Source organism: Dietzia kunjamensis, assembly GCF_045689975.1.
GTDB lineage: Bacteria > Actinomycetota > Actinomycetes > Mycobacteriales > Mycobacteriaceae > Dietzia > Dietzia kunjamensis.
In genome coordinates this window covers 1,437,501-1,458,978 of record NZ_CP143297.1, presented here as the reverse complement: position 1 = coordinate 1,458,978, position 21,478 = coordinate 1,437,501, and the positions used below count along the sequence as shown (strand labels likewise).

Sequence of the window (21,478 nt, the reverse complement as noted above, 5' to 3'; positions counted from 1 at the left end):
CCTCGTCAGGCAATGGCGGCCGCGTTCACGGCGGAGACGGCGACGAGTGTGGCCGCGACGGCGAGTGCGGCGGTGCTGAACCGTGGCGCGCCGACGAGGTCGCGGAACCTGCCAGGGACCAGCAGTTCCAGAATCACCAGGGTGACGGCCTGGAAGATCACGCCGAGCAGGCCGTAGACGGCGACGTCGATCAGGCCCAACACGAGGGAGTCCGAGGCGTTGGTCATCACAGTGACGACGATGATCGCGAGGGAGAACGCCGAGGACACGAACAGCGCCGCGGCGTTGGGACGGTGGTCGACGAACACGTGGTGGCGCAGGCTGCCCGGCGTCAGCAGGTCGAGCATGACGAAACCCAGTACCAGGACCAGGGCGCCGACGCCGAAGTACGCCAGCGACACCCCGATCCCGTCCAGGAGTTCGGGTACGTGGTCGGCGGTTCCGGCGGCGATGGTCACCGTGTCTCCTCGGGGTTCGGGTGGTCTGTGGGCGTCTCGTGGGTCACTTCGCGCCCACCCCGCCGGAGCTGCCCCCGGCGGACCGCGCCGGGCTGCCCGGGCCGAAGGCCCCGCCGAGGAAGATGAAGCCTCCGGAACGGAGCGTGCGCGAGTTCTCGTCGAGCTGGACGCGACAGGCGAGATCGCCGGAGCGGCCGACGACGATCATGTCGTCCCCGTACCTCAGGTACCGGGTGTCCTCGTTCAGCTGGTCGGCGTCCGGCCGCTCGTGGTTGCTGATGTCCCTCGCCGTGGAGTCCCGGTCGCCCCGGCACTCGTAGGTCTGGGACGCGCCGGCCACCGGCGTGTAGTTCTCGCGGACGTAGCGCACGGCGTTCGTGCCGGACCCCACCAGGACGAGGCCCAGCAGGACCGCGCACAGTCCGGCGACGAGCGCGATGATCCACCCGCGGTAGGGCTTCACGAGGCCACCCCCTCTGCACCGTCCACCCCGGCGCCGTTCATCCCGGCGACGTGCACCCGGGACGTGGTGGCGACGACGTCGCCACCACTCTCGCCGGAGTCGTCTCCAGCCGGGTAGAGGTGCCAGGTGTCCCACGACCAGCCCGTGTCGTCCGGCGTCGTGGCCACCACCGTGAGCGCCCCTTCAGAGCCCGGGAACCGTCCCGCGAGCACGGTCGGATCGGCTGCCGCGAGCGCGGTCAGGCGATCCACCAGTTCCCCGAATGCGTCGGCGGAGAGCGTCTCGGTGGCCCCGCGCAGGTGGTGCACACCCCATGGGCCGGGGCAGGACACCTCGGCCGGCAACGGCGCGCCCCCGGCGGTCGTCGCGCGGCAGGACACCTCCTCGGTCATCGCATCGCGTCCGTCGATCACGAGCGTCACGGCGTGTGACGCACCGAGGATCGACAGGCGTAGAGCGATGTGGTGCACCGGGTGTTCGAGGACGGTCGAGACGAGGGCGTCCCGCTCGGGCTCCACGCCGACCCGGTACCCGAGCGCGGCGGCCGCGACGTCGCTCGGTTCCGCGACGAGGTCGTGCACGGTCACCGCCTGTAGTCCGGGTCGCCGGCCGCAGGGGGCGCCGGGTAGACGGTCAGCTCGCCCCGCGACATCGGACGGCCGGTCGAGACCTCCCAGCCCGCCCCGTCCCAGTTCTCGAACGAGAGCAGCGAACTACCGTCCCCGGTCCGCATGTCCTGGTAGCGCATCCGACCGCGCTCGGGCAGGCCGGTGGTCCCCTCGCACGAGTAGTCCGCCTCGCCCGACTCCTCGAGACGATGGACACGATCGTCGACGATCACCTCGGACCCGGGACTGACGCCGAGGCCCTTCCGGGTGGTCCACCAGGTCAGCTCGAGGGTCCCCTCATCCTCCTCGACACCGAGCCACTGCGCACCGTCCCCGCCTTCCAGGAGGTGCTCCCACCAGACGTACGGGCCCTGGCGCAGGGTGATCGATCCACGCACCACGTAGTCGACACCGCCGTAGGCGACGATCGCGCCGGGGCCGAGCTCACGCGGTCCGAATCCGTGGATCGGCTGGTCGGCGGCCAGCGGGTCGCGGCGGGCCGCGGCCGTGGCAGGCCTCTTCCCGCCCCGGGCCTTGACGATGATCCCGATGATCGCGACCACCGCGACCACCAACCCCACTATGACGAGTAGCTCTCCCACCGCGCATCCACTCCTGGATCGATGATCGACGGTCGACCCGGGCCGCCGCTTCCTGACCAGGAAAGGCTAACCCACCAGGCTCCGTGGGAGGCTCCCGGTTCACGCGAGGCGAGTCCATCTCCCCGAAATGGGCTCAGGGCCGGCTCCCTTCTCGGGAAACCGGCCCTGATCTCGTCCAATCTGTGTCGGGCTGACAGGATTTGAACCTGCGACCCCTTGACCCCCAGTCAAGTGCGCTACCAAGCTGCGCCACAGCCCGTCCGCCACCGCGGCTCACGCGGCGACTCGCTCAGACTAGCGCACCCCCTCGCCCGGGCCGAAATCGCCTGGTCACTTGCGTTGGCGGCGCTCCTTGACCCGGACGTTCACCCTGACCGGGGAGCCGTCGAAACCAAACGTCTCACGCAGGCGGCGCTCGAGGAAGCGGCGGTACCCGGCCTCGAGGAAGCCCGTGGAGAAGAACACGAACGTCGGCGGCCGGGTGGTGGCCTGGGTGCAGAACCGGATGCGGGGCAGGCGTCCGCCGCGCATGGGTGGCGGGGTCGCAGCGACGACCTCGTTCATCCATGTGTTGAGCGGCCCGGTGGGGATCCGCTTGTCCCACGAGTCGAGCGCGGTCTCCATCGCCGGCACCAGCTTCGCCAGGGCGCGGCCCGTCTTGGCGGAGATGTTGACACGGTGCGCCCAGGAGAGCACCCGCGACAGTTCGCGGTCGATCTCCTTGTCGAGGTCGTACCGTCGGTCCTCGTCGACCAGGTCCCACTTGTTGAACGCGATCACCAGCGCACGGCCGGCGTCGGCGACCATGGAGATCACCCGGAGGTCCTGCTCCGTGATGGGCTCCGAGGCGTCGAGCAGGAGGACGACCACCTCGGCCGCCTCGATCGCTCCACGGGTGCGCAGTGAGGCGTAGTACTCGTGACCGTAGGCCTGGTTGACCTTGCGGCGCAGGCCGGCGGTGTCCACGAACCGCCAGGTGCGTCCCCCGAGCTCCACGAGTGAGTCGACGGGGTCGACGGTGGTACCGGCGACGTTGTCGACCACCGAGCGCTCCTCGCCGGTGAGCTTGTTGAGCAGACTCGACTTACCGACGTTGGGCTTGCCGACCAGCGCGACACGGCGCGGCACGTTGGTGGCCTCACGCATCCTCGCCTTGGACGGCAGCTGCCGGAGGATCTCGTCGAGGAGATCCGCCGTGCCGCGACCGTGGGCGGCGGAGATGGCGTGGGGCTCGTCCAGGCCGAGGGACCAGAACTCGGCCGCCTCCAGTTCGGCCTTCTCACTGTCGACCTTGTTGACGGCGAGGATGACCGGGGTGTCGGACCGACGCAGGCTCTTGGCCACCGTGGCGTCGGCGGCGGTGATGCCCACCGTGCCGTCACACACCAGCACGATGAGGTCGGCCGTGCCCATGGCGATCTCGGCCTGCTGCGCGATGGAGCGGTGCATGCCCTTGGCGTCCTGCTCCCAGCCACCGGTGTCCTGCACCATGAAGGTGCGGCCGTTCCACAGCGCCTCGTAGGAGACCCGGTCGCGCGTGACGCCCGGGACGTCCTCGACGACGGCCTCCCGGCGGCCGATGATGCGGTTCACCAGGGTGGACTTCCCGACGTTGGGTCGGCCGACGATCGCGACGGTGGGAAGGATCTCCACGCCCTCGGTGACCGCCCCGATCTCGTCGGCGAACTCCGCGGCGACCGCCTCCCAGTCGGTGTCGTCATTCCAGCCGTCCTCGATGGTCTCCTCACCGGGACCGGCGGGCAGGTCGAACTCGGGGTTATCCTCGTTGGTCGGCATCATGCGTTCCCTTCTGCGGTGGCGCCGTGCGACGCGTGGATTCCCTCGGCGAGCGCGACCAGGCGGTCGAGCACCTCGTCGAGGGTGAGGTCGGAGGTGTCGATGACGACGGCGTCGTCGGCGGGCCGCAGCGGGCTCGCGGCGCGCGTGGAATCCTTGCGGTCGCGTTCGATGACGGCGGCCAGCACCTCGTCGTAGTCGGCCTCGCGGCCGGCGGCCAGGTCCTGGTCGGTGCGGCGCCGGGCCCGCACCTCCGGGCTGGCGGTGAGGTAGACCTTCACCTCGGCGTCCGGCAGCACCACGGTGCCGATATCGCGCCCCTCGAGGACGACGGTGCCCCCGCTGGCGGCCAGCCGTCGCTGCAGGAGGACCAGGTTCTGGCGGACCTCGGGCACGGCGGACACCGCCGAAACCGCGGCCGTGACGCGGGCGGTGCGGATCTCGTCGCTGACGTCCTCACCGGCCAGCAGGACGCGCTCGGCTCCGGCGTCGGTGCCGATCTCCAGCGGCAGGTCGGCCGTCGCGGCGATCACGGCGGCCGCGTCCTCCGGGTCGATCCCGGCGCGCAGGACCTGCAGGGTCGCCACCCGGTACATCGCGCCGGTGTCGAGGTACGCGCCGCCGATCCGCCGGGCCAGCGTGCGTGCCAGGGTGGACTTCCCGGTGCCGGCGGGGCCGTCGATCGCGATACGTCGACGCGCGGCCGGGGCGCTCGGGGCGCTCACAGGCCTACCGCCTCGTACAGGTCGGAGACCTCTTTGCGGCCCAGCCTGCGGAAGGTGCCCGCACGCTGGTCGCCGAGTGCGACGGCCCCGAACCGGGTCCGCACCAGCGCCTCGACCGGGTGCCCGACCTCGGCGAGCAGCCGCCGGACGATGTGCTTGCGGCCCTCGTGGAGCACGACCTTGACCAGCGAGCGCCCGTCGTAGATGTCGAGGATCGAGAACTGGTCGACCTTGGCGGGTCCGTCCTCCAGGGTCACCCCGGCGCGCAACTGCTTGTTGACGCCCTTGCCCACGACGCCGGTCACCGTCGCCATGTAGGTCTTGGAGACCTCGTAGGACGGGTGCATGAGGCGGTGCGCCAGCTCGCCGTCGTTGGTCACCAGGAGCAGGCCCTCGGTCTCGGCGTCGAGACGCCCGACGTGGAACAGTCGCTGTCCGGCGTCCACGCGGTCCGCGACGAGGTCGCCGACACAGGGCCGTCCCTTCTCGTCGGACATGGTCGTGTGGTAACCGCGGGGCTTGTTCAGTGCGAGGTAGACCAGGGTGTCGTCCAGGACGATACGGGTGCCGTCCACGCGGATGACCGCCGTGGCGGGGTCGACCTTGACGCCCATCTCGCGCACCTTCTTGCCGTCGACCTCCACCCGTCCCCGGGCGATGAGCTCTTCTGAGGCCCGGCGGGAGGCGACCCCGGCCTGGGCCAGGATCTTCTGGAGGCGGACCGGTGCGCCGTCTCGGCCAGCGGATTCAGTCATGAAAACGTCACATCTCTTCGTCGTCGTCTCGGGGTGTGGGGTCGGGCGCCGCGGTTCGGCGCCGCCCCAGTGGGATCCGCGGATCGTCCGCGGGGTCGTCGCTCATCTCGTCGACCAGGTCGACATCCGGCAGCAACGGGGCGATGTCCGGCAGCTCGTCGAGCGACGTGAGTCCCAATCTTTCCAGAAATAGCTCTGTGGTCCTATACAGGATGCCCCCGGTGTCCGCATCTGTGCCGCATTCCACCGCCAGCCCGCGCGCCACGAGCGTCCTCATCACACCGTCGACGTTCACCCCGCGGACCGCCGCGACCCGCGACCGGGTGACCGGCTGCCGGTAGGCGATCACGGCCAGGGTCTCCAGCGCGGCCCGGGTCAGGGTGGCCCTGGTGCCGTCCGTGAGGAGCCGTTCCACGTACGGCGCCAGGTCGCGGCGGGTGTAGAGACGCCAGCCGTCGCCGCTGCGACGCAGGTCCATCCCGCTCCCCGCGGCCGTGAGTTCGTCCCGCCACGCCCGCAGCTCGGCCTCGACCTCGGCGACCGTCGATCCGGCGGCCGCGGCCAGTGCGCTCTCCGGTGTCGGTTGGTCCACCACCAGCACCAGGGCCTCGAGCCGGGCACGGAGCGGCGGCCCCTCCGGCTCCGGCACACCGGGCTCGTCGTCGTCCCCGATCGCCACCGGCTCGGGGTCCCCGGGCTTCGACACGTCGTTCACGTCCACTCGTCCCTTCCCTTCGTCACCTCGTCGGCGTCCACGCCCGTCCACCTCACCAACAGGTCCCCCAGTGCCTCGTCCTGGGCGAGCGCGACCGCGCGCGCCCGGTACAACTCCAACAGGGCGAGGAACCTGGCGACGACGACGAGGGAGTCGTCGCACCCCGTGATCAGGTCGCGGAAGTCCACCCACCGACCCTCGCCGTGGAACTTCAACAGCTCGAGGACGCGGCCCGCCTGCTCGGGGACCGAGACGACGGGGGCGTGGATGTGCCCCACCCCCACCTCGTCGACCGGCCGTGGCCGGAACGCGACCGCGGCGATGGTGGCGAACTGGTCGGGATCCACCCCGAGCTCCACCTCGGGGAGCAGTCCCAGGAACTCCTCGTCGGGCCCGGCGGTCCTCGGGTACGCGTGTCGCGCGGTGCGGTCGAGCTCACCGAACAGCTCCGCGACCTGACGGAACGCCCGGAACTGCAGCAGGCGGGCGAAGAGCATGTCCCGGGCCTGCAGCAGGGCCAGGTCCTCGGGATCCTGGACCTCGCCGGACGGGACGAGTCGGGCCGTCTTGAGGTCGAGCAGTGTCGCCGCGACGACCAGGAACTCGGTGACCTCCTCGAGCCCGGCCTCCGTGCCCAGGCGGCGGGTGTGCGCGATGAACTCGTCGGTGACGGCGTGGAGGGCCACCTCCGTGACGTCGAGGCGCTTGGAGTCGATGAGCCCCAGCAGCAGGTCGAACGGACCGGTGAAGTTGGTCAGGTGGACGGTGAACGCCCGCGGGTCCCCGACCTCCGTCGCCGACCCGACCGGGTCCTGACCCGACGGGGGCCCGACGCCGGTCACCGCCCGGTCACCTGCCGCGCTGGATGACCTCGCGCGCCAGGGCGCGGTAGGCCTGCGCACCCGCGGACTTCGGAGCCCACGTGGTGATCGGCTCGCCGGCGACGGTGGTCTCCGGGAACCGGACGGTGCGGGTGACGAGTGTGTCGAACACCTTGTCTCCGAACACCTCCACGACCCGGCTGAGCACGTCGCGGGCGTGGACCGTCCGACGGTCGAACATCGTGATGAGGATGCCTGTGAGGTGCAGTCGGGGGTTGATGCGGTCGCGCACCTTGTCGATCGTGTCCGTCAGCAGCGCCAACCCGCGCAGCGAGAAGTACTCGCACTCCATGGGGATGAGCACGCCGTCCGAGCACGCCAGCGCGTTGACGGTGAGCAGGCCCAGCGACGGCTGGCAGTCGACGAGGACGAAGTCGTAGCGGTCCAGGACCGGGTACAGGGCGCGGCCCAGCGCCTGCTCGCGACCGACCTCGTTGACGAGCTGGATCTCCGCGGCTGACAGGTCGATGTTGGCGGGGATGAGGTCCACGCCCTCGACACGGGTCCGGACCAGGACCTCCTCCGTCGACACGGAGTTGTCCACGAGCAGGTTGTAGACGGTGAGATCGAGCTGGTGGTGCGGGATGCCCAGGCCCGCGGACAGCGCCCCCTGGGGATCGAGATCCACCACGAGCACCCTGCGGCCGTACTCCGCCAGTGCCGCCGCGAGGTTGATCGTGCTGGTGGTCTTGCCGACGCCGCCCTTCTGGTTGCACATCGACAACACCACGGCGGGCCCGTGCGAGGACAGTGTTTCCGGTTCGGGGATCGCGGAGAACCCCTCGCCGGCCGCCGGGTCGTCGGCGCCCAGGAGCTCGGCGCGGGAGAACAACGCGGGGTCCATCGCCCCAGTGTTCAGCGCCACCGCATCTCCTCTCCTCGCCGTCTCACCCGTGCCGTGTCGAGCGTGCCGTCTCGAGCGCGCCGGGCCGTATCCACGGTCACGTTACCGTGCCCGGGGGTGACACTCGGCCCAGACCTCTCGGAGCGTGTCGACGGTGACGAGGGTGTACACCTGCGTGGTGGTGACCGAGGAGTGTCCCAGCAGCTCCTGGACTACACGGATGTCCGCCCCGCCGTCGAGGAGATGGGTGGCGAACGAGTGCCGGAACGAGTGTGGTGAGACGTCCTGCTGCACACCGGCGCGTCGTGCCGCGACCGACACCACGTTCCACAGGGTCTGCCTGGTGACGCGCCCACCGCGGGCGTTGAGGAACAGGGCCGGGCCCCCTCGGGTGGCGAGCGCGGGTCGGGCACGCACCAGATAGGCCCCCACCGCCTCGCACGCCGGACGCCCGACCGGGACGACCCGCTCCTTGCCGCCCTTGCCCCGCAGGATCACCGCTCCACCGTCGGGGTGGTCGAGACCGTCGAGGTCGTCGACGTCGAGCCCGACGAGTTCGGCGGCCCGGGCACCGGAGGCGTAGAGCAACTCGAGCATCGCGCGGTCGCGCAGGCGTGCGGGGTCGGTGTCCGTCTCGGTGGCGCCGGCCGCCTCGATCACCGCGATCATCCGGTCGACCGGCAGTGCCTTGGGGAGCCGCCGCGGCGGACGGGGCGGGGTGACGGCGGCGGCCGCGTCGAGGGCGGTCACCCCGTCGCGGGTGGCGAACCGGTGGAGACCACGGACCGCCGCCATGGTCCGCGCGATCGAGCTGGGGGCCAGGGCCTTCCGTCCCTCGTCCGGGTCGGCGGTGGCCAACCGGGTGCGGAACTCCTCCACGTGCGCCTCGGTCACGGACGTCAGGTCGTCGACGCCCGCGGCCGTGAGATAGCGTCGGTACTTCTCCAGGTCGCGGCGGTACGCGGCCAGGGTGTGGGCCGAGGCCCCCTTCTCGACGGCGAGGTGGTCCAGGTACCCGCGGATCTGCACGGTGGCGCCGCCCTCCGAGGTCACCGGGGGTCCGATCCCGTCAGGACCGGTCGATCACCGTGCGGGCCGCGAGGATGCCGGCCACGGCGATACCGTTGACGATCCGGCCGTCCAGCACGGCGTCGACGGCCTCGGCGAACGGCATGCGCGCGACCTCCATGTCCGCCTCCTCGTGCTCCGCCTCCGGGCGCTCGACCTCGCGGAGACCGGTGGCCAGGTACACGTGGACGCGCTCCGTGCAGAACCCCGGGGACGGGACCATCTCGATCACCGGGCGCCAGTGCTCGGCCTCGAGACCGGTCTCCTCGACGAGCTCACGGCGCGCGGTCGCCAGGGGCTCCTCGCCGTCGACATCGCACAGACCCGCGGGCAGTTCCCAGAGTCGCTCCCCCACGGCGTGCCGGTACTGCCGGACGAGGGTGATCCGGTCGTCGTCGTCGAGGGCGATCACCGCGACGGCGTCGTCGTGACCGCAGATCTCCCGGTCGGCGGTGCCCCCGCCCGGCATGGTCAGGGTGTCCACACGCAGCCGCACGACGCGACCGTCGAAGATCTCACGGCTCGCGACGGTCCGGTAGTCGTGAGTCCCGGGGGCACCGCGCTCGGACACGCCGGTCAGCTCCCGTCCGCGCGGGTGTCGGAGGCCGCCTCGGTGTCCACCTCGTCGGCACGCACGCTGGACGTCTTGGCGTCCGGTGCGTCCACGGTCTCCGGGCCGGAGTCCCCGCTCTGACCGGTGCGCCACGGTTCGACGGGCAGTCGCATCTCGTTCTCGTAGTCGAGCGCGGCCTTGATGAACGCGACGAACAACGGGTGGGGGCGGGTCGGACGCGACTTGTACTCCGGGTGCGCCTGGGTGGCGACGAAGAACGGGTGCTGCTCGCGCGGGTACTCGACGAACTCGACCAGGTGCCCGTCCGGGGAGGTCCCCGAGAACATCAGGCCGGACTCGGCGATCCTGTCGCGGTAGGCGTTGTTGACCTCGTAGCGGTGGCGGTGACGTTCGGTGATCTCGGTGGACCCGTACGCCTCGGCCACGACCGAGCCCTTGGTGAGCGTGGCCGGGTAGGAGCCCAGACGCATGGTGCCGCCGAGGTCGGCGTTGCCGGCGACCGCGTCCACCTGATCGGCCATGGTCGAGATGACCGGGTGCTCGGCATCGGGGTCGAACTCGGTGGAGGAGGCGCCCTCGAGCCCGACCGAGCGGGCAGCCTCGATCACCGAGCACTGGAGACCGAGGCACAGCCCGAGCAGCGGGATGCGGTTCTTGCGGGACCACGAGATGGCGCCGAGCTTGCCCTCGATCCCCCGGATACCGAACCCGCCGGGGATGAGCATGCCGTCCACACCACGGAGCGCCTCGCGCGCGCCGGCCTCGGTGGTGCAGGCGTCGGACTCCACCCACCGGATGTTGACGCGGGCGTGGTGCGCGAAGCCGCCGGCGCGCAGCGCCTCGGTGACCGAGAGGTACGCGTCGGGCAGGTCGATGTACTTGCCCACGAGGGCGATCTCGACCTCTTCGCGCGGCTCGTGGACGCGCTGGAGCAGGTCGCCCCACACGGTCCAGTCGACGTCCCGGAACGGCAGGTTGAGCCGCCGGATGACGTGCGTGTCGAGGTGCTCGTTGAACAGCACCTTGGGGATGTCGTAGATGCTCGGGGCGTCCGGGGTGGACACGACGCCCTCGAGGTCCACGTCGCACATCAGCGCGATCTTGGCCTTGAGCCCGTCGGTGACGTCCCGGTCCGAGCGCAGGATCAACCCGTCGGGGACGATGCCGATCGAGCGCAGCGCGGCCACCGAGTGCTGCGTGGGCTTGGTCTTGAGCTCCCCGGACGGCGCGAGGTACGGGACCAGCGACACGTGCAGGAAGAAGATGTTCTCGCGGCCCACCTCGTGGCGGACCTGCCGGCACGCCTCGAGGAAGGGCTGGGACTCGATGTCACCGACGGTCCCACCGACCTCGGTGATGACCACGTCGGGGCGGCGCCCCTGGTCATCGGGGTCGCCCATCGCGATGATGCGGTCCTTGATGGCGTCAGTGATGTGCGGGATCACCTGCACGGTGTCACCGAGGTACTCGCCGCGGCGCTCCTTGGCGATGACCGCGGAGTACACCTGCCCGGTGGTGACGTTGGCCTTCGCGTCCAGATCGCGGTCGAGGAACCGCTCGTAGTGGCCGAGATCCAGGTCGGCCTCGGCGCCGTCCTCCGTGACGAACACCTCGCCGTGCTGGAAGGGGTTCATCGTGCCGGGGTCCACGTTGATGTACGGGTCCAGCTTCTGCATGGTCACACGGAGACCGCGGGCGGTGAGCAACTGCCCGAGACTCGAGGCGGTGAGCCCCTTGCCCAGCGACGACGCCACGCCGCCGGTGACGAAGATGTGCTTGGTCTCGGACCGCGATGCGGTTCGGTTCAGTGCCAAGGGGACTCCCGTGTCCATACGCCGGAATGGATGAATGCTGGTGTGGCTCCGGTGCACCCCACGGGGCTTCAGGCTATCACCGCTCCGGCGTCGGGGGGAGCGACGGCGCCGCGGCGGTCGCGTCCGGCCTCAGCCCGTAGTGACCCTGCCCACCGTCGAGCTGCTCCGCCAGCGCCAGCGTCGTCGCCAGACGTCCCGCCTCGGTACCGGCGTCATCGATGGTCGAGACGTCCTCCTCCGCCGAGGACCGCAGGATGCTGACCGCGTCGCGTCCCCCGGAGTCGCCCGTCCGCACGGCGACCACCGCGCCGGCGCCCTCACCGTCGAGGGTGCGGGCCAGAGCGGCGACACGGACCCCGGTCGATTCCTCGTCCCGGGGCCCGGTCACGACCAACGCGAGCTGTCCGGGCCGAAGGGTCCCGGGTTCGTAGCCGATGATCCCCGCATCCGCGAGGGTGGTGAGGACCGTTTCCCGGTCGTCGTCCTCGAGGTGCGGTTCTGCGTCCTCGGCGCGCAGCAGCCCCGCGCGACCGAGCGCCGTGCCCAGCTGGGTACCGAGGTCCGCACCAGCGGCCGGGGCGGTGCCGATGGGCAGGTTCGCGACGAGCGCCTGGAGCTCCGCGTCCGCCTCCGGGTCGACGGCCTTGTCCGTCAGGGTGACGCGGCCCGCGTCGATCCCGCCGGCCGCGTCGATCACCTCGCGGGCCGCCGAGACGTCCTCGTCGGAGGCGCCGGGTGCCACGATCGTCAGGACCGGCCTCCCGTCGAGCCGACCGTCCACGACGGCCGGGGTGAGGTCTCCCGCCAGCGAGTCGAGTCGGTCGACGGCGAGCCGCTCCGCGGCCAGATCGTCCTGCGACGCCTCGAGCCGCGCCGCCGTCGTCTCCTCCCGCTCGACCACCGCGTCCCTGATGGACGTCGCCACGGACGTCGACCCGAGGACGACCCCCACCGCGAGAGCGAGGAACACGGCCACCAGCGTCAGGACGTGGCGACGCAGGGAGATCAACGGAAGAGCCCCTGGACCCAGAGCGCGAAGGAGTTCCAGGTCTCGACGGCCCAGATGAGCAGGTCCGCGGCGGCGTCGCGGGCCACCACGACCGCGGCCACCGCGATCAGGGCGGCGAGCACGACCAGGGCGAGTCCGATCCCGGCGCCACGAGACCGGTACAAGGTCGCACAGGCGTCGGCGTGGACCAAGCGGGAGGAGACGGTCGTGTCGACCATCGTGGACGAGGGCGCGGACGAGTCGCGGAACGCGTTCTCGAGCCCCCTGTCGTCACCGGTCACCACGATCATCTCGGCGCCCCCGTGGTAGGCCAGCAGCAGCGCCATGTCCCTCGCGGTCGCGGCGGCGGGGAATGTCGTGGCCCCCAGTCCGAGCTCTGTGATCCTCTCGAGGCCCTCCGCGCGCCCGTCGCGGTCGGCGGGCACCACCAGGACGGCGCCGTCGGTGAGGACCTCGTCGGACACGTCCGTGGGGGTCGCGACGACGACGTCGGCCGTCAGCCGAGCGGAGCGCAGGAACTCCGCGCCGGCACCCACGCCGACCAGCAGCGGTCGGTACTCCCGGATGAACGGCTTGAGCTCGGCGAGCTGGCCGCGCGCGGCCGCGTCACCGGTGACCACCACGACGTGACGGTCGGTGAAGTCGACGTCGATCGACGGGAGGCCCTCGCCGTCCAGCAGCAGCGGGTGCTCGAGGCTGAGGAACTCGGTGGCGTTGGCCAGGTGCGCCAGCGCCGACTCGACGTACCCGCTCTCCGCGGCGTCCACCTCAGCGAGGAGTGTGGCCGGGTCGACCTCGCGGCCGCTCGTGATCTCGTCCTCGGACTTGACCGAGTAGACGACGCCGTCGTCGATCCGCACCCGGGTCCCGTCGGCGACCCCGGACAGGTCCGCGTCCTCAATGACCGGGATCGTCGACGCGGCGAGGATCCGGAACGCGGCGCGGGGGAGCATCTCCTCCCCCTGACGGGGCACGTGCACCACTGCCGCCACCCCGGCGTCGACGAGAGCGCGGGCGGTGTCGGCGGGCGCGCGGTTGAGATCGAGCACGGCGACGTCCTTGGCGCCGAGCTTCCTGGGGACCGGTGACCCCACCCCGATCTGGCGGACGGTGCCCACGACACCGGCGAGGTCAGTGGAACGACGGCTGAGCAGACCCGACATCTTCATGCGCCGAGTATCACGCGTGTGATTCACGTGACCAGGGAGGTCTGCCCGGCGTGTCGGATTAACGGTCGACTTGAGCTTGAGACTTTTCCCGTTGTGCCTTCTCCAGCAACTCCCGCGCATGTGCCAGACCTGTGTCGGTGTCCTCCATACCGGCGAGCATCCGGGCGAGTTCGGTCACCCGATCGGAGTCGGCGACCGCCGTGACCCCGGAGACGACCCCGTCCGATCCCCCGGCGCCGGTGTCCTTGTGCACGACCAGGTGCGTGTCGGCGTACGCCGCGACCTGGGCGAGGTGGGTCACCGCGATGACCTGGTGGGTTCTGGCCAGTCTGGCCAGCCGCTTACCGATGCTCAACGCCGCCCGGCCGCCCACTCCCGCGTCGACCTCATCGAACACCAGGGTCCCTCCCCCGGATCTCTCGGCCAGCACCACCTCGAGCGCGAGCATCACCCTCGACAGCTCGCCTCCCGACGCGCCTCGGCCGAGCGGGACGATGCCCGACGGCCCGTCGAGCGCCAGCTCGACGTCGTCGAGACCCGACTCCGAGGCGCCGTCGAGGCCTTCACCTGATCGGGTGACCCGGACCACGAGCCGGGCCCCGCCCATCGACAGCTCTGCCAGCTCGGCGGACACCCTCTCCGCGAGATCGTCCCCGGCGGCGCGTCGGATGCGCGTCAGTGTGGCTCCGCGCTCGTCGAGTTCGGCAGCGAGGCGCTCCACGGTGGAACGGAGTTCGGCGACGGCGGAGTCGGAGGTGTCGACCTCACCGAGCCGCGTACGGGCCCTGTCCGCCCACGCGAGCACGTCGTCGACATCGGTGCCGTACTTCCGGGTCAACGCCCTGAGATCGTGGCGTCGTTCCAATGCCGAGTCGAGGTCCGCCGCGTCGACCGGCAGCTCGGCCAGGTACAGGCCGAGCTCGGTCGCGGCATCTCCGAGTGCCGCGACGGCCTGGCCGATGCTGGTGGCGATCGGGTCGAGCGCGGGGTCACCGGCAGCGGCCAGACGGTGCCTCAACTGGTCGAGGACGCCCACCACCGGCTCGCTGGTCTCGCCGTCACCGGCGAGGACGTCGTGGGCCTGCCCCGCGACCTCTCGCAGTTCCTCGGAATCGGTGAGTCGGCGGATGCGGGCGTCGAGTTCGGCCTCCTCCCCGGGCTCGGGCCCCAGGGCATCGATCTCCTCGAGTCCCATCCGCAGCAGGTCGGCTTCCCGGGCCAGCTCACGAGCCCGACCGGTGCGCTCCGCCAGTGAACGCTCGGCGTCCCGCCACAGCCGATAGGTGTCGCGGTAGGCGTCGAGGGCCGCCCGCGCCTCGTCCCCACCGTGGGCGTCGACGGCGTCTCGCTGCCTGTCCGGACGGAGCAGACGCAGCTGATCGTTCTGGCCGTGCACGGCCAGCACCGGCGCGCAGAAGCGGGCGAGGGTCCCGGCGGGGACAGACCTCCCCCCGAGCCGGGCACGCGAACGGCCGTCCGCACCCACCCGGCGTGCGGCGATGACACTGCCGTCCTCGTCGAGTTCGACGTCGGTGTCCTCGAGCAACTCGTCGAGGTCGCGTCGGTCGGCGGCGTCCATGGTGGCCGTCGCGGCCAGGTCGAAGCGCCCTTCGACGAGTGCCTTCTCCGCACCGCGCCGGACACGCCCGGGGTCCGCGCGCCCTCCGGCCAGGAGCCTCAGTCCCGTGACCACCATCGTCTTGCCCGCGCCGGTCTCGCCGGTGAGCACCGACAGCCCGGGCGAGAAATCGGCCACGGCCTCGTCGATGACGCCGAGGCCGCTGATCCGAAGTTCCGTGAGCACGCACCCACCCTAGGTGAGGGGCCGGACAGCGGACCGCCCACGCCACCCGGTGACGGGCAGTTCGAACTTCGTGACCAGTCTGTCGGTGAACGGCGAGTCGTCCAGTCGGACCCACTTGACCGGGCGCGCGCCCCGCACCACCTCGACCCGGCTGCCCGGCGGGACGTCGACGAGGCGTCGTCCGTCCACCACCACCACTGCCGGGCCGGAATGCACCCCGGTCTCCACCGCGACCCTGGAGGAGGGTGCCACGACCATCGGACGGGCGAACAGCGCGTGGGCGTTGTTGGGGACCACGAGGATGGCGTCGAGTTCGGGCCAGACGATCGGCCCGCCGGCCGAGAACGCGTAGGCGGTCGACCCGGTCGGCGTGGAGACCAACATGCCGTCACAGCCGTAGTCACTGACCGGTCGGCCGTCGATCTCCACGGACGCCTCGAGGACGCCCTGCCGGGAGACCTTCTCGATACTGACTTCGTTGAGTGCCCAGTCCCGGGCCAGGACGGTGTCCCCGTGGATGACGGTGGCCTCCACCGTCATCCGTTCGACCACCCTGTAGTCCTTCGCCGCGATCTGCTCGACGACGCCACTGAGCGAGGAGACCTCCGACTCGGCGAGGAAGCCGATGTGTCCGAGATTGACCCCCAGGATCGGCACGTCCGCGGCGTTGGCGTACTGGCAGGCGCGCAGGAACGTGCCGTCACCACCGAGGACCAGGACGAGTTCACACCCTTCGGCGGCCTCGGGGATGTCAGGGACCGTCTCCACGCCCGCCCCCGTGGCGACGCTCTCGCTGGTGCCCTCCACCATCCGTACCGCGATGCCCCTGGTCGCGCACGCGTCGACCACCTGGGCGACGGTGGCGACGATGTCCTGCCGGGCGACGTTGGGGACGAGCAGGATCCTTCGCGAGTGCACCGGTCCGGGCGTGCCGTTCATTGCGGGCCCTCCTCTACTGCCGTCCGTATGGCCTGCTGCGCCTCGGCGCTCATCTCGAGTCGCTCTCCCGCGCCGACCTTACGGAGGTGGAGGAAGTACTCGACGTTCCCGGACGGGCCGGGGAGCGGGCTGGCGACGCATCCCAGCGGCTCCAGTCCGAGTGCCGCGGCAGCCCGGGCGACACCGGTGACCGCCTCGATCCGCAGTGCCGGGTCGCGCACCACACCGCCCTGGCCGACACGCTCGCGGCCCACCTCGAACTGGGGCTTGACCATCGGCAACAGGTCGCCTCCCGGGCGCACGCACGCTGCGAGCGCGGGCAGGACGAGTGCGAGCGAGATGAACGACAGGTCGGAGACCACGAGGTCCACCGGGCCACCGATGTCGTCCGGGGTCAGGGAGCGGACGTTGGTCTTGTCGTGCACGCCCACGCGCTCGTCGCTGCGCAGGCGCCACACCAACTGTCCGTACCCCACGTCCACCGCCTCGACGCGGGTGGCGCCACGCGAGAGCAGGACATCGGTGAACCCGCCGGTCGACGCGCCTGCGTCGAGACACCGAGCTCCGGAGACCGGCACGTCGGAGAACGCCTCGAGGGCTCCGACCAGTTTGTGGGCTCCGCGGGATGCCCAGTCCGGTTCATCGGAGGCGGTGAGCGCGATCGATGTGGTCGGCTCGACCTGGGTCGCGGGCTTGGTGGCTGCCACCCCGTTGACGATCACGCGCCCGGAATCGATGAGATCACGGGCGCGTTCCCGACTGTCACAGATCTTGCGGCGAACCAGTTCGGCGTCCAGCCGCATCCGCTTCGCGACCATCAGCGCCGACTGTCCAGCGCCGTCAGCGCCTGCGCGAGGAGCTCGTGGGCGGCGTCGAGGGCGGCCACCTGGTCGTCCCGGACAGATGAGCCGTCCGGTCCAGCGCCCTGGCCCCCGACGGAATCGGCGAGCAGATCGTCGAACGTCGAGCGGAGTTCGTCGGTGTCGGGGCCCGCGGGCCCGGGGCGTGGCTGTGGTCCGGGGGTCGTCACGGCCTACACGCTAGCCGACGCCGAGACCTGCACCCGCCAGCCGGGATCGCAGACCCTCGTCGGCCGCCCGGAATGCCTTCGACTCGTGACGCCACGCCAGTCTGACCACCGCACGGGCGAGATCGAGCCGATCGAGCGCCTCCGGCGCGCTGGTCAGGTGCAGGGCACCGTTCTCGACCGTTCCGTCCAACTCCACTGCGGCGTCGATCCGGCTGGCCTCCGCCGAGGCAGACAGTGCGGAGAGATCGTCCGCCAGGTAGGTGGCCCGGCTGTCGGGATCCGCGACCAGGAGATCGGCGACGCCGTGGACGCCGGTCAGCACCATGAGCGACGGCATCCCGGCGGCGACCGCACCCTGGATGTCCGTATCGAGGCGGTCACCGATGACCAGCGGGCGGGTGGAACCGACCAGATCCGCGGCGGCGGTCAACACGCCGGCGGCCGGTTTGCCCGCGACCAGGGGCTCCCGATCGGTCGCCGCACGGAGGGCGGCGACCAGGGCCCCGTTCCCGGGGAGCAGGCCTCGTTCGGTGGGCAACGTGGCGTCCACGTTGGACGCGACCCAGGGCACACCCCGACGGATCGCCAGACATCCCTCGGCCAGATCCGACCAGGTCAGTTCCCGGGACAGTCCCTGCAGGACGACCTCCGGATCGTCGTCGGCGGACAGGACGACCTCGTACCCGGCCTGCCGGGCGAGGTCGCGGAAACTGTCGTGTCCCACCACCAGGACCCTGGCACCGGGATCGACATGGTCCGCAGCCATCACCACCGCGGCCTGCGCGCTGGTCATGACGTCGTCGGCACCGGCGGAGAAGCCGAGCGACCGAAGGTGGTCGGCGGTGTCCCTGGGCGAGCGGCTCGCGTTGTTCGTCACGTAGACCACGGGGAGCCCCGCGTTCGCGAGCGCCTCCGCGGCCCCCGGGATCGGCTGGCTACCGCGGATGAGAGTGCCGTCGAGATCGACGAGTAGGGCGTCGTGCCGTGCGGCCAGCGAAAGGGAGCTCAACTGACCTACGCCTCGAGCTCCGCGAGACGAGCCTCCGCGTCGGTGGTCTGCTCGGGGTCCGCGGTGACGGCGTGACCGAACCAGTCGGCCGCCTCCTTCTTGCGATCGGCGACGAGCAGCACCTCGGCGTAGGCGTAGTCGAGACGCGCCGCGGACTCACCGCGGGCGTCCTTGTCGAGGCCGGCGTCCTGGAGGGTCACCAGGGCAGCGTCCAACTGGCCCATGTCCACCCGGGCACCGGCCTCCACGATGCGGAGTTCGATGAGCTCGTCCCCCTCGAGCATCCTCGATTCCTCCCCACGGGCCAGTTCGATGGCACGTTGGGGCCTCTCCAGGCCTCGTTCGCAATCGGCCATCATCGCCAGCAGGCCCGGCCCGCCGGAGATCCGGCGGGCCGCCCGGAGTTCGCTCAGCGCTTCCGACCATTCGCCGGCGCGGTACGCCAGCACGCCGAGAGTCTCCCGAACGACACCGATGCGCCCGGCCCTGTTCTTGGCCGCGCGACCGTGGGCGAGCGCGAGCTGCGGATCCTCGTCGACCAGGTACATGGCCGCCACCATGTGCTTGGCGACGGACTCGGCGTTGGACTTGTCCAGACTGCGCAGGTCGCGGCGGATCTCTGGGTCGAGGTCGCCTGCCTCGATGTCATCGGGCAGCTGCGGCTCGTCGGCCCTGGCCGCTCGGCGTGCCTCCTGACCGGGACGCCCCTCCGATCTACGGTCGTCGCCGGGCCGGCCACCTCGCCGGGCCCCGCCCGGGGCGCCGGATCCGCGTCGGTCTCCGCTGACGCGTCGGTTTCCGCCGCCGCGACCGCCGACGGGGGCCCGTCGCGGACCGCCTCCGCCGTCGGAGCCGGCACCGCGACGTGCGGTGCCGTCGCCGGCGGAACGCGGACGTGCATCCTGTCGATCGGCCTGCTTCGCACCGTCCGACCGGCCTGTCTCCGAGCCGTCGTAGCGCTTTCCGCGGCGCTCGCCGTACGAGCTGTTGTCTCTACGACGCTCCTGTGGAGCCCGATCTCCCCGGCGGGGTACGTCGCGGTCGCCGCGTCGGGGCGAGCGGTCGGTGTTCTCGGGCCGAGGTTCGTTCACGTCGTTCACCTTACGTGCACCGGACGGACCGGCACTGGAGTGGGTAGAAGGGCACAAATGCGACCAGCGGGAGGAACATATAGTCCCTCCCGCTGGTCTTTAAGTTGTGTTCGGCGGTGACCTACTCTCCCACACCCTCACGAGTGCAGTACCATCGGCGCTGGCAGGCTTAGCTTCCGGGTTCGGAATGGGACCGGGCGTTTCCCTGCCGCTATGGCCGCCGTAACTCTGTGAAACAAGGCCCACGTGTTTTCCGCGTGGGTGTGTTGTTTCAGATACTGCACAGTGGACGCGTTGCGATTCTTTAGGGGCTGTTTGTGTGTAAGCCCTCGGCCGATTAGTACCGGTCACCTGCACGCATTGCTGCGCTTCCAGTTCCGGCCTATCAACCCCATGGTCTGTGGGGGGCCTTAACCACGCGAAGGTGGTGAGAAACCTCATCTTGGAACAGGCTTCCCGCTTAGATGCTTTCAGCGGTTATCCCTTCCGAACGTAGCTAACCAGCGATGCTCCTGGTGGAACAACTGGCACACCAGAGGTTCGTCCGTCCCGGTCCTCTCGTACTAGGGACAGCCTTCCTCAAGTTTCTTACGCGCGCGGCGGATAGAGACCGAACTGTCTCACGACGTTCTAAACCCAGCTCGCGTGCCGCTTTAATGGGCGAACAGCCCAACCCTTGGGACCTACTCCAGCCCCAGGATGCGACGAGCCGACATCGAGGTGCCAAACCATCCCGTCGATATGGACTCTTGGGGAAGATCAGCCTGTTATCCCCGGGGTACCTTTTATCCGTTGAGCGACACCGCTTCCACTTGCCGGTGCCGGATCACTAGTCCCGACTTTCGTCCCTGCTCGACGTGTCAGTCTCACAGTCAAGCTCCCTTGTGCACTTGCACTCAACACCTGATTGCCATCCAGGCTGAGGGAACCTTTGGGCGCCTCCGTTACTCTTTAGGAGGCAACCGCCCCAGTTAAACTACCCACCAGGCACTGTCCCTAACCCAGATCATGGGCCGAGGTTAGACGTCCAATACGATCAGAGTGGTATTTCAACAACGACTCCACACACACTGGCGTGCATGCTTCACAGTCTCCCACCTATCCTACACAAACCGAATCGAACGCCAATACCAAGCTATAGTAAAGGTCCCGGGGTCTTTTCGTCCTGCCGCGCGTAACGAGCATCTTTACTCGTAGTGCAATTTCGCCGAGTCTGTGGTCGAGACAGCAGAGAAGTCGTTACGCCATTCGTGCAGGTCGGAACTTACCCGACAAGGAATTTCGCTACCTTAGGATGGTTATAGTTACCACCGCCGTTTACTGGGGCTTAAATTCTCAGCTTCGCCTTGCGGCTAACCGGTCCTCTTAACCTTCCAGCACCGGGCAGGCGTCAGTCCGTATACATCGACTTACGTCTTCGCACGGACCTGTGTTTTTAGTAAACAGTCGCTTCTCTCTGGTCTCTGCGACCACCCCCAGCTCAGATCGCAAGGATCGTCACCGGGCGTGGTCCCCCTTCTCCCGAAGTTACGGGGGCATTTTGCCGAGTTCCTTAACCACAGTTCTCTCGATCGCCTTGGTATTCTCTACCTGATCACCTGTGTCGGTTTGGGGTACGGGCCGTGTATGAACTCACTAGAGGCTTTTCTCGGCAGCATAGGATCACTGAATTCCCCACAACGGGTATGCATCAAGTCTCAGCCTTGATGTGACACGGATTTGCCTATGTCACGGCCTACACTCTTACACCAGTACAACCACTGACTGGCCCAGCTACCTTCCTGCGTCACCCCATCGCTTGGCTACTACCAGTTCAGGTCCCGCGCATCCGGTCCACGTCATCCCGAAGGATGCTCTAGGACGTTCAGGGCGGTTAGTATCACTGATTCACCATGGGCGCGCATACACGGGTACGGGAATATCAACCCGTTGTCCATCGACTACGCCTGTCGGCCTCGCCTTAGGTCCCGACTCACCCTGGGCAGATTAGCTTGACCCAGGAACCCTTGATCATTCGGCGGACGAGTTTCTCACTCGTCATTCGCTACTCATGCCTGCATTCTCACTCGTGTGGCCTCCACGCCTGGATCACTCCGGCGCTTCTATGGCCACACGACGCTCCC

Annotated in this window: 21 protein-coding genes, 1 tRNA gene and 2 rRNA genes (1 of these 24 running past the window's edge); all 24 read right to left on the bottom strand. The window is 69.8% G+C overall.

The window, feature by feature from the left end:
* Positions 1 to 5 precede the first annotated feature (5 nt).
* Entirely contained in the window at positions 6 to 458 is a 453-nt protein-coding gene (locus VZF99_RS06795; RefSeq protein WP_407335952.1) for a DUF350 domain-containing protein, read from the bottom strand.
* 43 nt (positions 459 to 501) lie between these two features.
* Positions 502 to 921, bottom strand: a complete 420-nt coding sequence (locus tag VZF99_RS06790; RefSeq protein WP_407335951.1) for a DUF4247 domain-containing protein — start codon at positions 919 to 921, stop codon at positions 502 to 504.
* On the bottom strand, positions 918 to 1,508 hold the full coding sequence (locus VZF99_RS06785; RefSeq protein WP_407335950.1) for a DUF2617 family protein: 591 nt from the start codon (positions 1,506 to 1,508) through the stop codon (positions 918 to 920). The genes VZF99_RS06790 and VZF99_RS06785 overlap by 4 nt, the downstream gene beginning before the upstream one ends.
* Entirely contained in the window at positions 1,505 to 2,131 is a 627-nt protein-coding gene (locus tag VZF99_RS06780) for a DUF4178 domain-containing protein (RefSeq protein ID WP_407335949.1), read from the bottom strand. Before VZF99_RS06780 ends, VZF99_RS06785 begins: the two co-directional genes overlap by 4 nt.
* Before the next feature lie 185 nt (positions 2,132 to 2,316).
* Positions 2,317 to 2,390 (bottom strand) — tRNA-Pro (locus tag VZF99_RS06775).
* A gap of 71 nt (positions 2,391 to 2,461) precedes the next feature.
* Entirely contained in the window at positions 2,462 to 3,928 is a 1,467-nt protein-coding gene (der, locus tag VZF99_RS06770; protein ID WP_407336090.1) for a ribosome biogenesis GTPase Der, read from the bottom strand.
* A complete protein-coding gene (cmk, locus tag VZF99_RS06765; protein ID WP_407335948.1) occupies positions 3,928 to 4,653 on the bottom strand; it encodes a (d)CMP kinase in 726 nt (241 codons plus the stop codon). The genes der and cmk overlap by 1 nt, the downstream gene beginning before the upstream one ends.
* Entirely contained in the window at positions 4,650 to 5,408 is a 759-nt protein-coding gene (locus tag VZF99_RS06760) for a pseudouridine synthase (RefSeq protein ID WP_407335947.1), read from the bottom strand. The genes cmk and VZF99_RS06760 overlap by 4 nt, the downstream gene beginning before the upstream one ends.
* A 7-nt stretch (positions 5,409 to 5,415) precedes the next feature.
* Complete coding sequence (scpB, locus tag VZF99_RS06755; protein ID WP_394344338.1) at positions 5,416 to 6,129, bottom strand: SMC-Scp complex subunit ScpB; 714 nt, start codon at positions 6,127 to 6,129, stop codon at positions 5,416 to 5,418.
* On the bottom strand, positions 6,120 to 6,965 hold the full coding sequence (locus tag VZF99_RS06750; protein WP_067715751.1) for a ScpA family protein: 846 nt from the start codon (positions 6,963 to 6,965) through the stop codon (positions 6,120 to 6,122). Before VZF99_RS06750 ends, scpB begins: the two co-directional genes overlap by 10 nt.
* A gap of 7 nt (positions 6,966 to 6,972) precedes the next feature.
* Entirely contained in the window at positions 6,973 to 7,848 is an 876-nt protein-coding gene (locus VZF99_RS06745; protein WP_067715749.1) for a ParA family protein, read from the bottom strand.
* Positions 7,849 to 7,950: 102 nt separating this feature from the next.
* Entirely contained in the window at positions 7,951 to 8,901 is a 951-nt protein-coding gene (locus VZF99_RS06740) for a site-specific tyrosine recombinase XerD (RefSeq protein WP_120283081.1), read from the bottom strand.
* Between the two features lie 16 nt (positions 8,902 to 8,917).
* On the bottom strand, positions 8,918 to 9,487 hold the full coding sequence (locus VZF99_RS06735; protein ID WP_120283079.1) for an NUDIX hydrolase: 570 nt from the start codon (positions 9,485 to 9,487) through the stop codon (positions 8,918 to 8,920).
* 5 nt (positions 9,488 to 9,492) lie between these two features.
* Positions 9,493 to 11,322, bottom strand: a complete 1,830-nt coding sequence (locus tag VZF99_RS06730; RefSeq protein WP_120283077.1) for a CTP synthase — start codon at positions 11,320 to 11,322, stop codon at positions 9,493 to 9,495.
* A gap of 58 nt (positions 11,323 to 11,380) precedes the next feature.
* Positions 11,381 to 12,313: a copper transporter gene (locus VZF99_RS06725; protein ID WP_241742447.1), complete on the bottom strand. Its 933-nt coding sequence runs from the start codon at positions 12,311 to 12,313 to the stop codon at positions 11,381 to 11,383.
* Complete coding sequence (gene steA / locus VZF99_RS06720) at positions 12,310 to 13,482, bottom strand: putative cytokinetic ring protein SteA (protein ID WP_253003549.1); 1,173 nt, start codon at positions 13,480 to 13,482, stop codon at positions 12,310 to 12,312. Before steA ends, VZF99_RS06725 begins: the two co-directional genes overlap by 4 nt.
* A gap of 58 nt (positions 13,483 to 13,540) precedes the next feature.
* The gene (gene recN, locus VZF99_RS06715; protein ID WP_096905556.1) at positions 13,541 to 15,286 is read right to left on the bottom strand and encodes a DNA repair protein RecN; all 1,746 of its coding nucleotides are present in this window, start codon (positions 15,284 to 15,286) and stop codon (positions 13,541 to 13,543) included.
* 9 nt (positions 15,287 to 15,295) lie between these two features.
* Positions 15,296 to 16,225 (bottom strand): NAD kinase, encoded by a 930-nt coding sequence (locus tag VZF99_RS06710; RefSeq protein ID WP_185950576.1) that lies wholly within the window; start codon positions 16,223 to 16,225, stop codon positions 15,296 to 15,298.
* Positions 16,222 to 17,043, bottom strand: coding sequence for a TlyA family RNA methyltransferase (locus VZF99_RS06705; RefSeq protein ID WP_067715729.1), 822 nt, complete (start codon positions 17,041 to 17,043; stop codon positions 16,222 to 16,224). The genes VZF99_RS06710 and VZF99_RS06705 overlap by 4 nt, the downstream gene beginning before the upstream one ends.
* Complete coding sequence (locus tag VZF99_RS06700) at positions 17,043 to 17,255, bottom strand: hypothetical protein (protein ID WP_119191625.1); 213 nt, start codon at positions 17,253 to 17,255, stop codon at positions 17,043 to 17,045. The genes VZF99_RS06705 and VZF99_RS06700 overlap by 1 nt, the downstream gene beginning before the upstream one ends.
* A gap of 10 nt (positions 17,256 to 17,265) precedes the next feature.
* A complete protein-coding gene (locus tag VZF99_RS06695; protein ID WP_407335946.1) occupies positions 17,266 to 18,264 on the bottom strand; it encodes an HAD-IIA family hydrolase in 999 nt (332 codons plus the stop codon).
* A 5-nt stretch (positions 18,265 to 18,269) separates the two neighbouring features.
* Positions 18,270 to 18,812, bottom strand: a complete 543-nt coding sequence (locus VZF99_RS06690) for a hypothetical protein (RefSeq protein WP_407335945.1) — start codon at positions 18,810 to 18,812, stop codon at positions 18,270 to 18,272.
* A 651-nt stretch (positions 18,813 to 19,463) separates the two neighbouring features.
* A 5S ribosomal RNA gene (gene rrf / locus VZF99_RS06685) occupies positions 19,464 to 19,580 on the bottom strand.
* A 92-nt stretch (positions 19,581 to 19,672) separates the two neighbouring features.
* Positions 19,673 to 21,478: ribosomal RNA gene (locus VZF99_RS06680) — 23S ribosomal RNA — on the bottom strand; it runs 1,291 nt beyond the window's last position.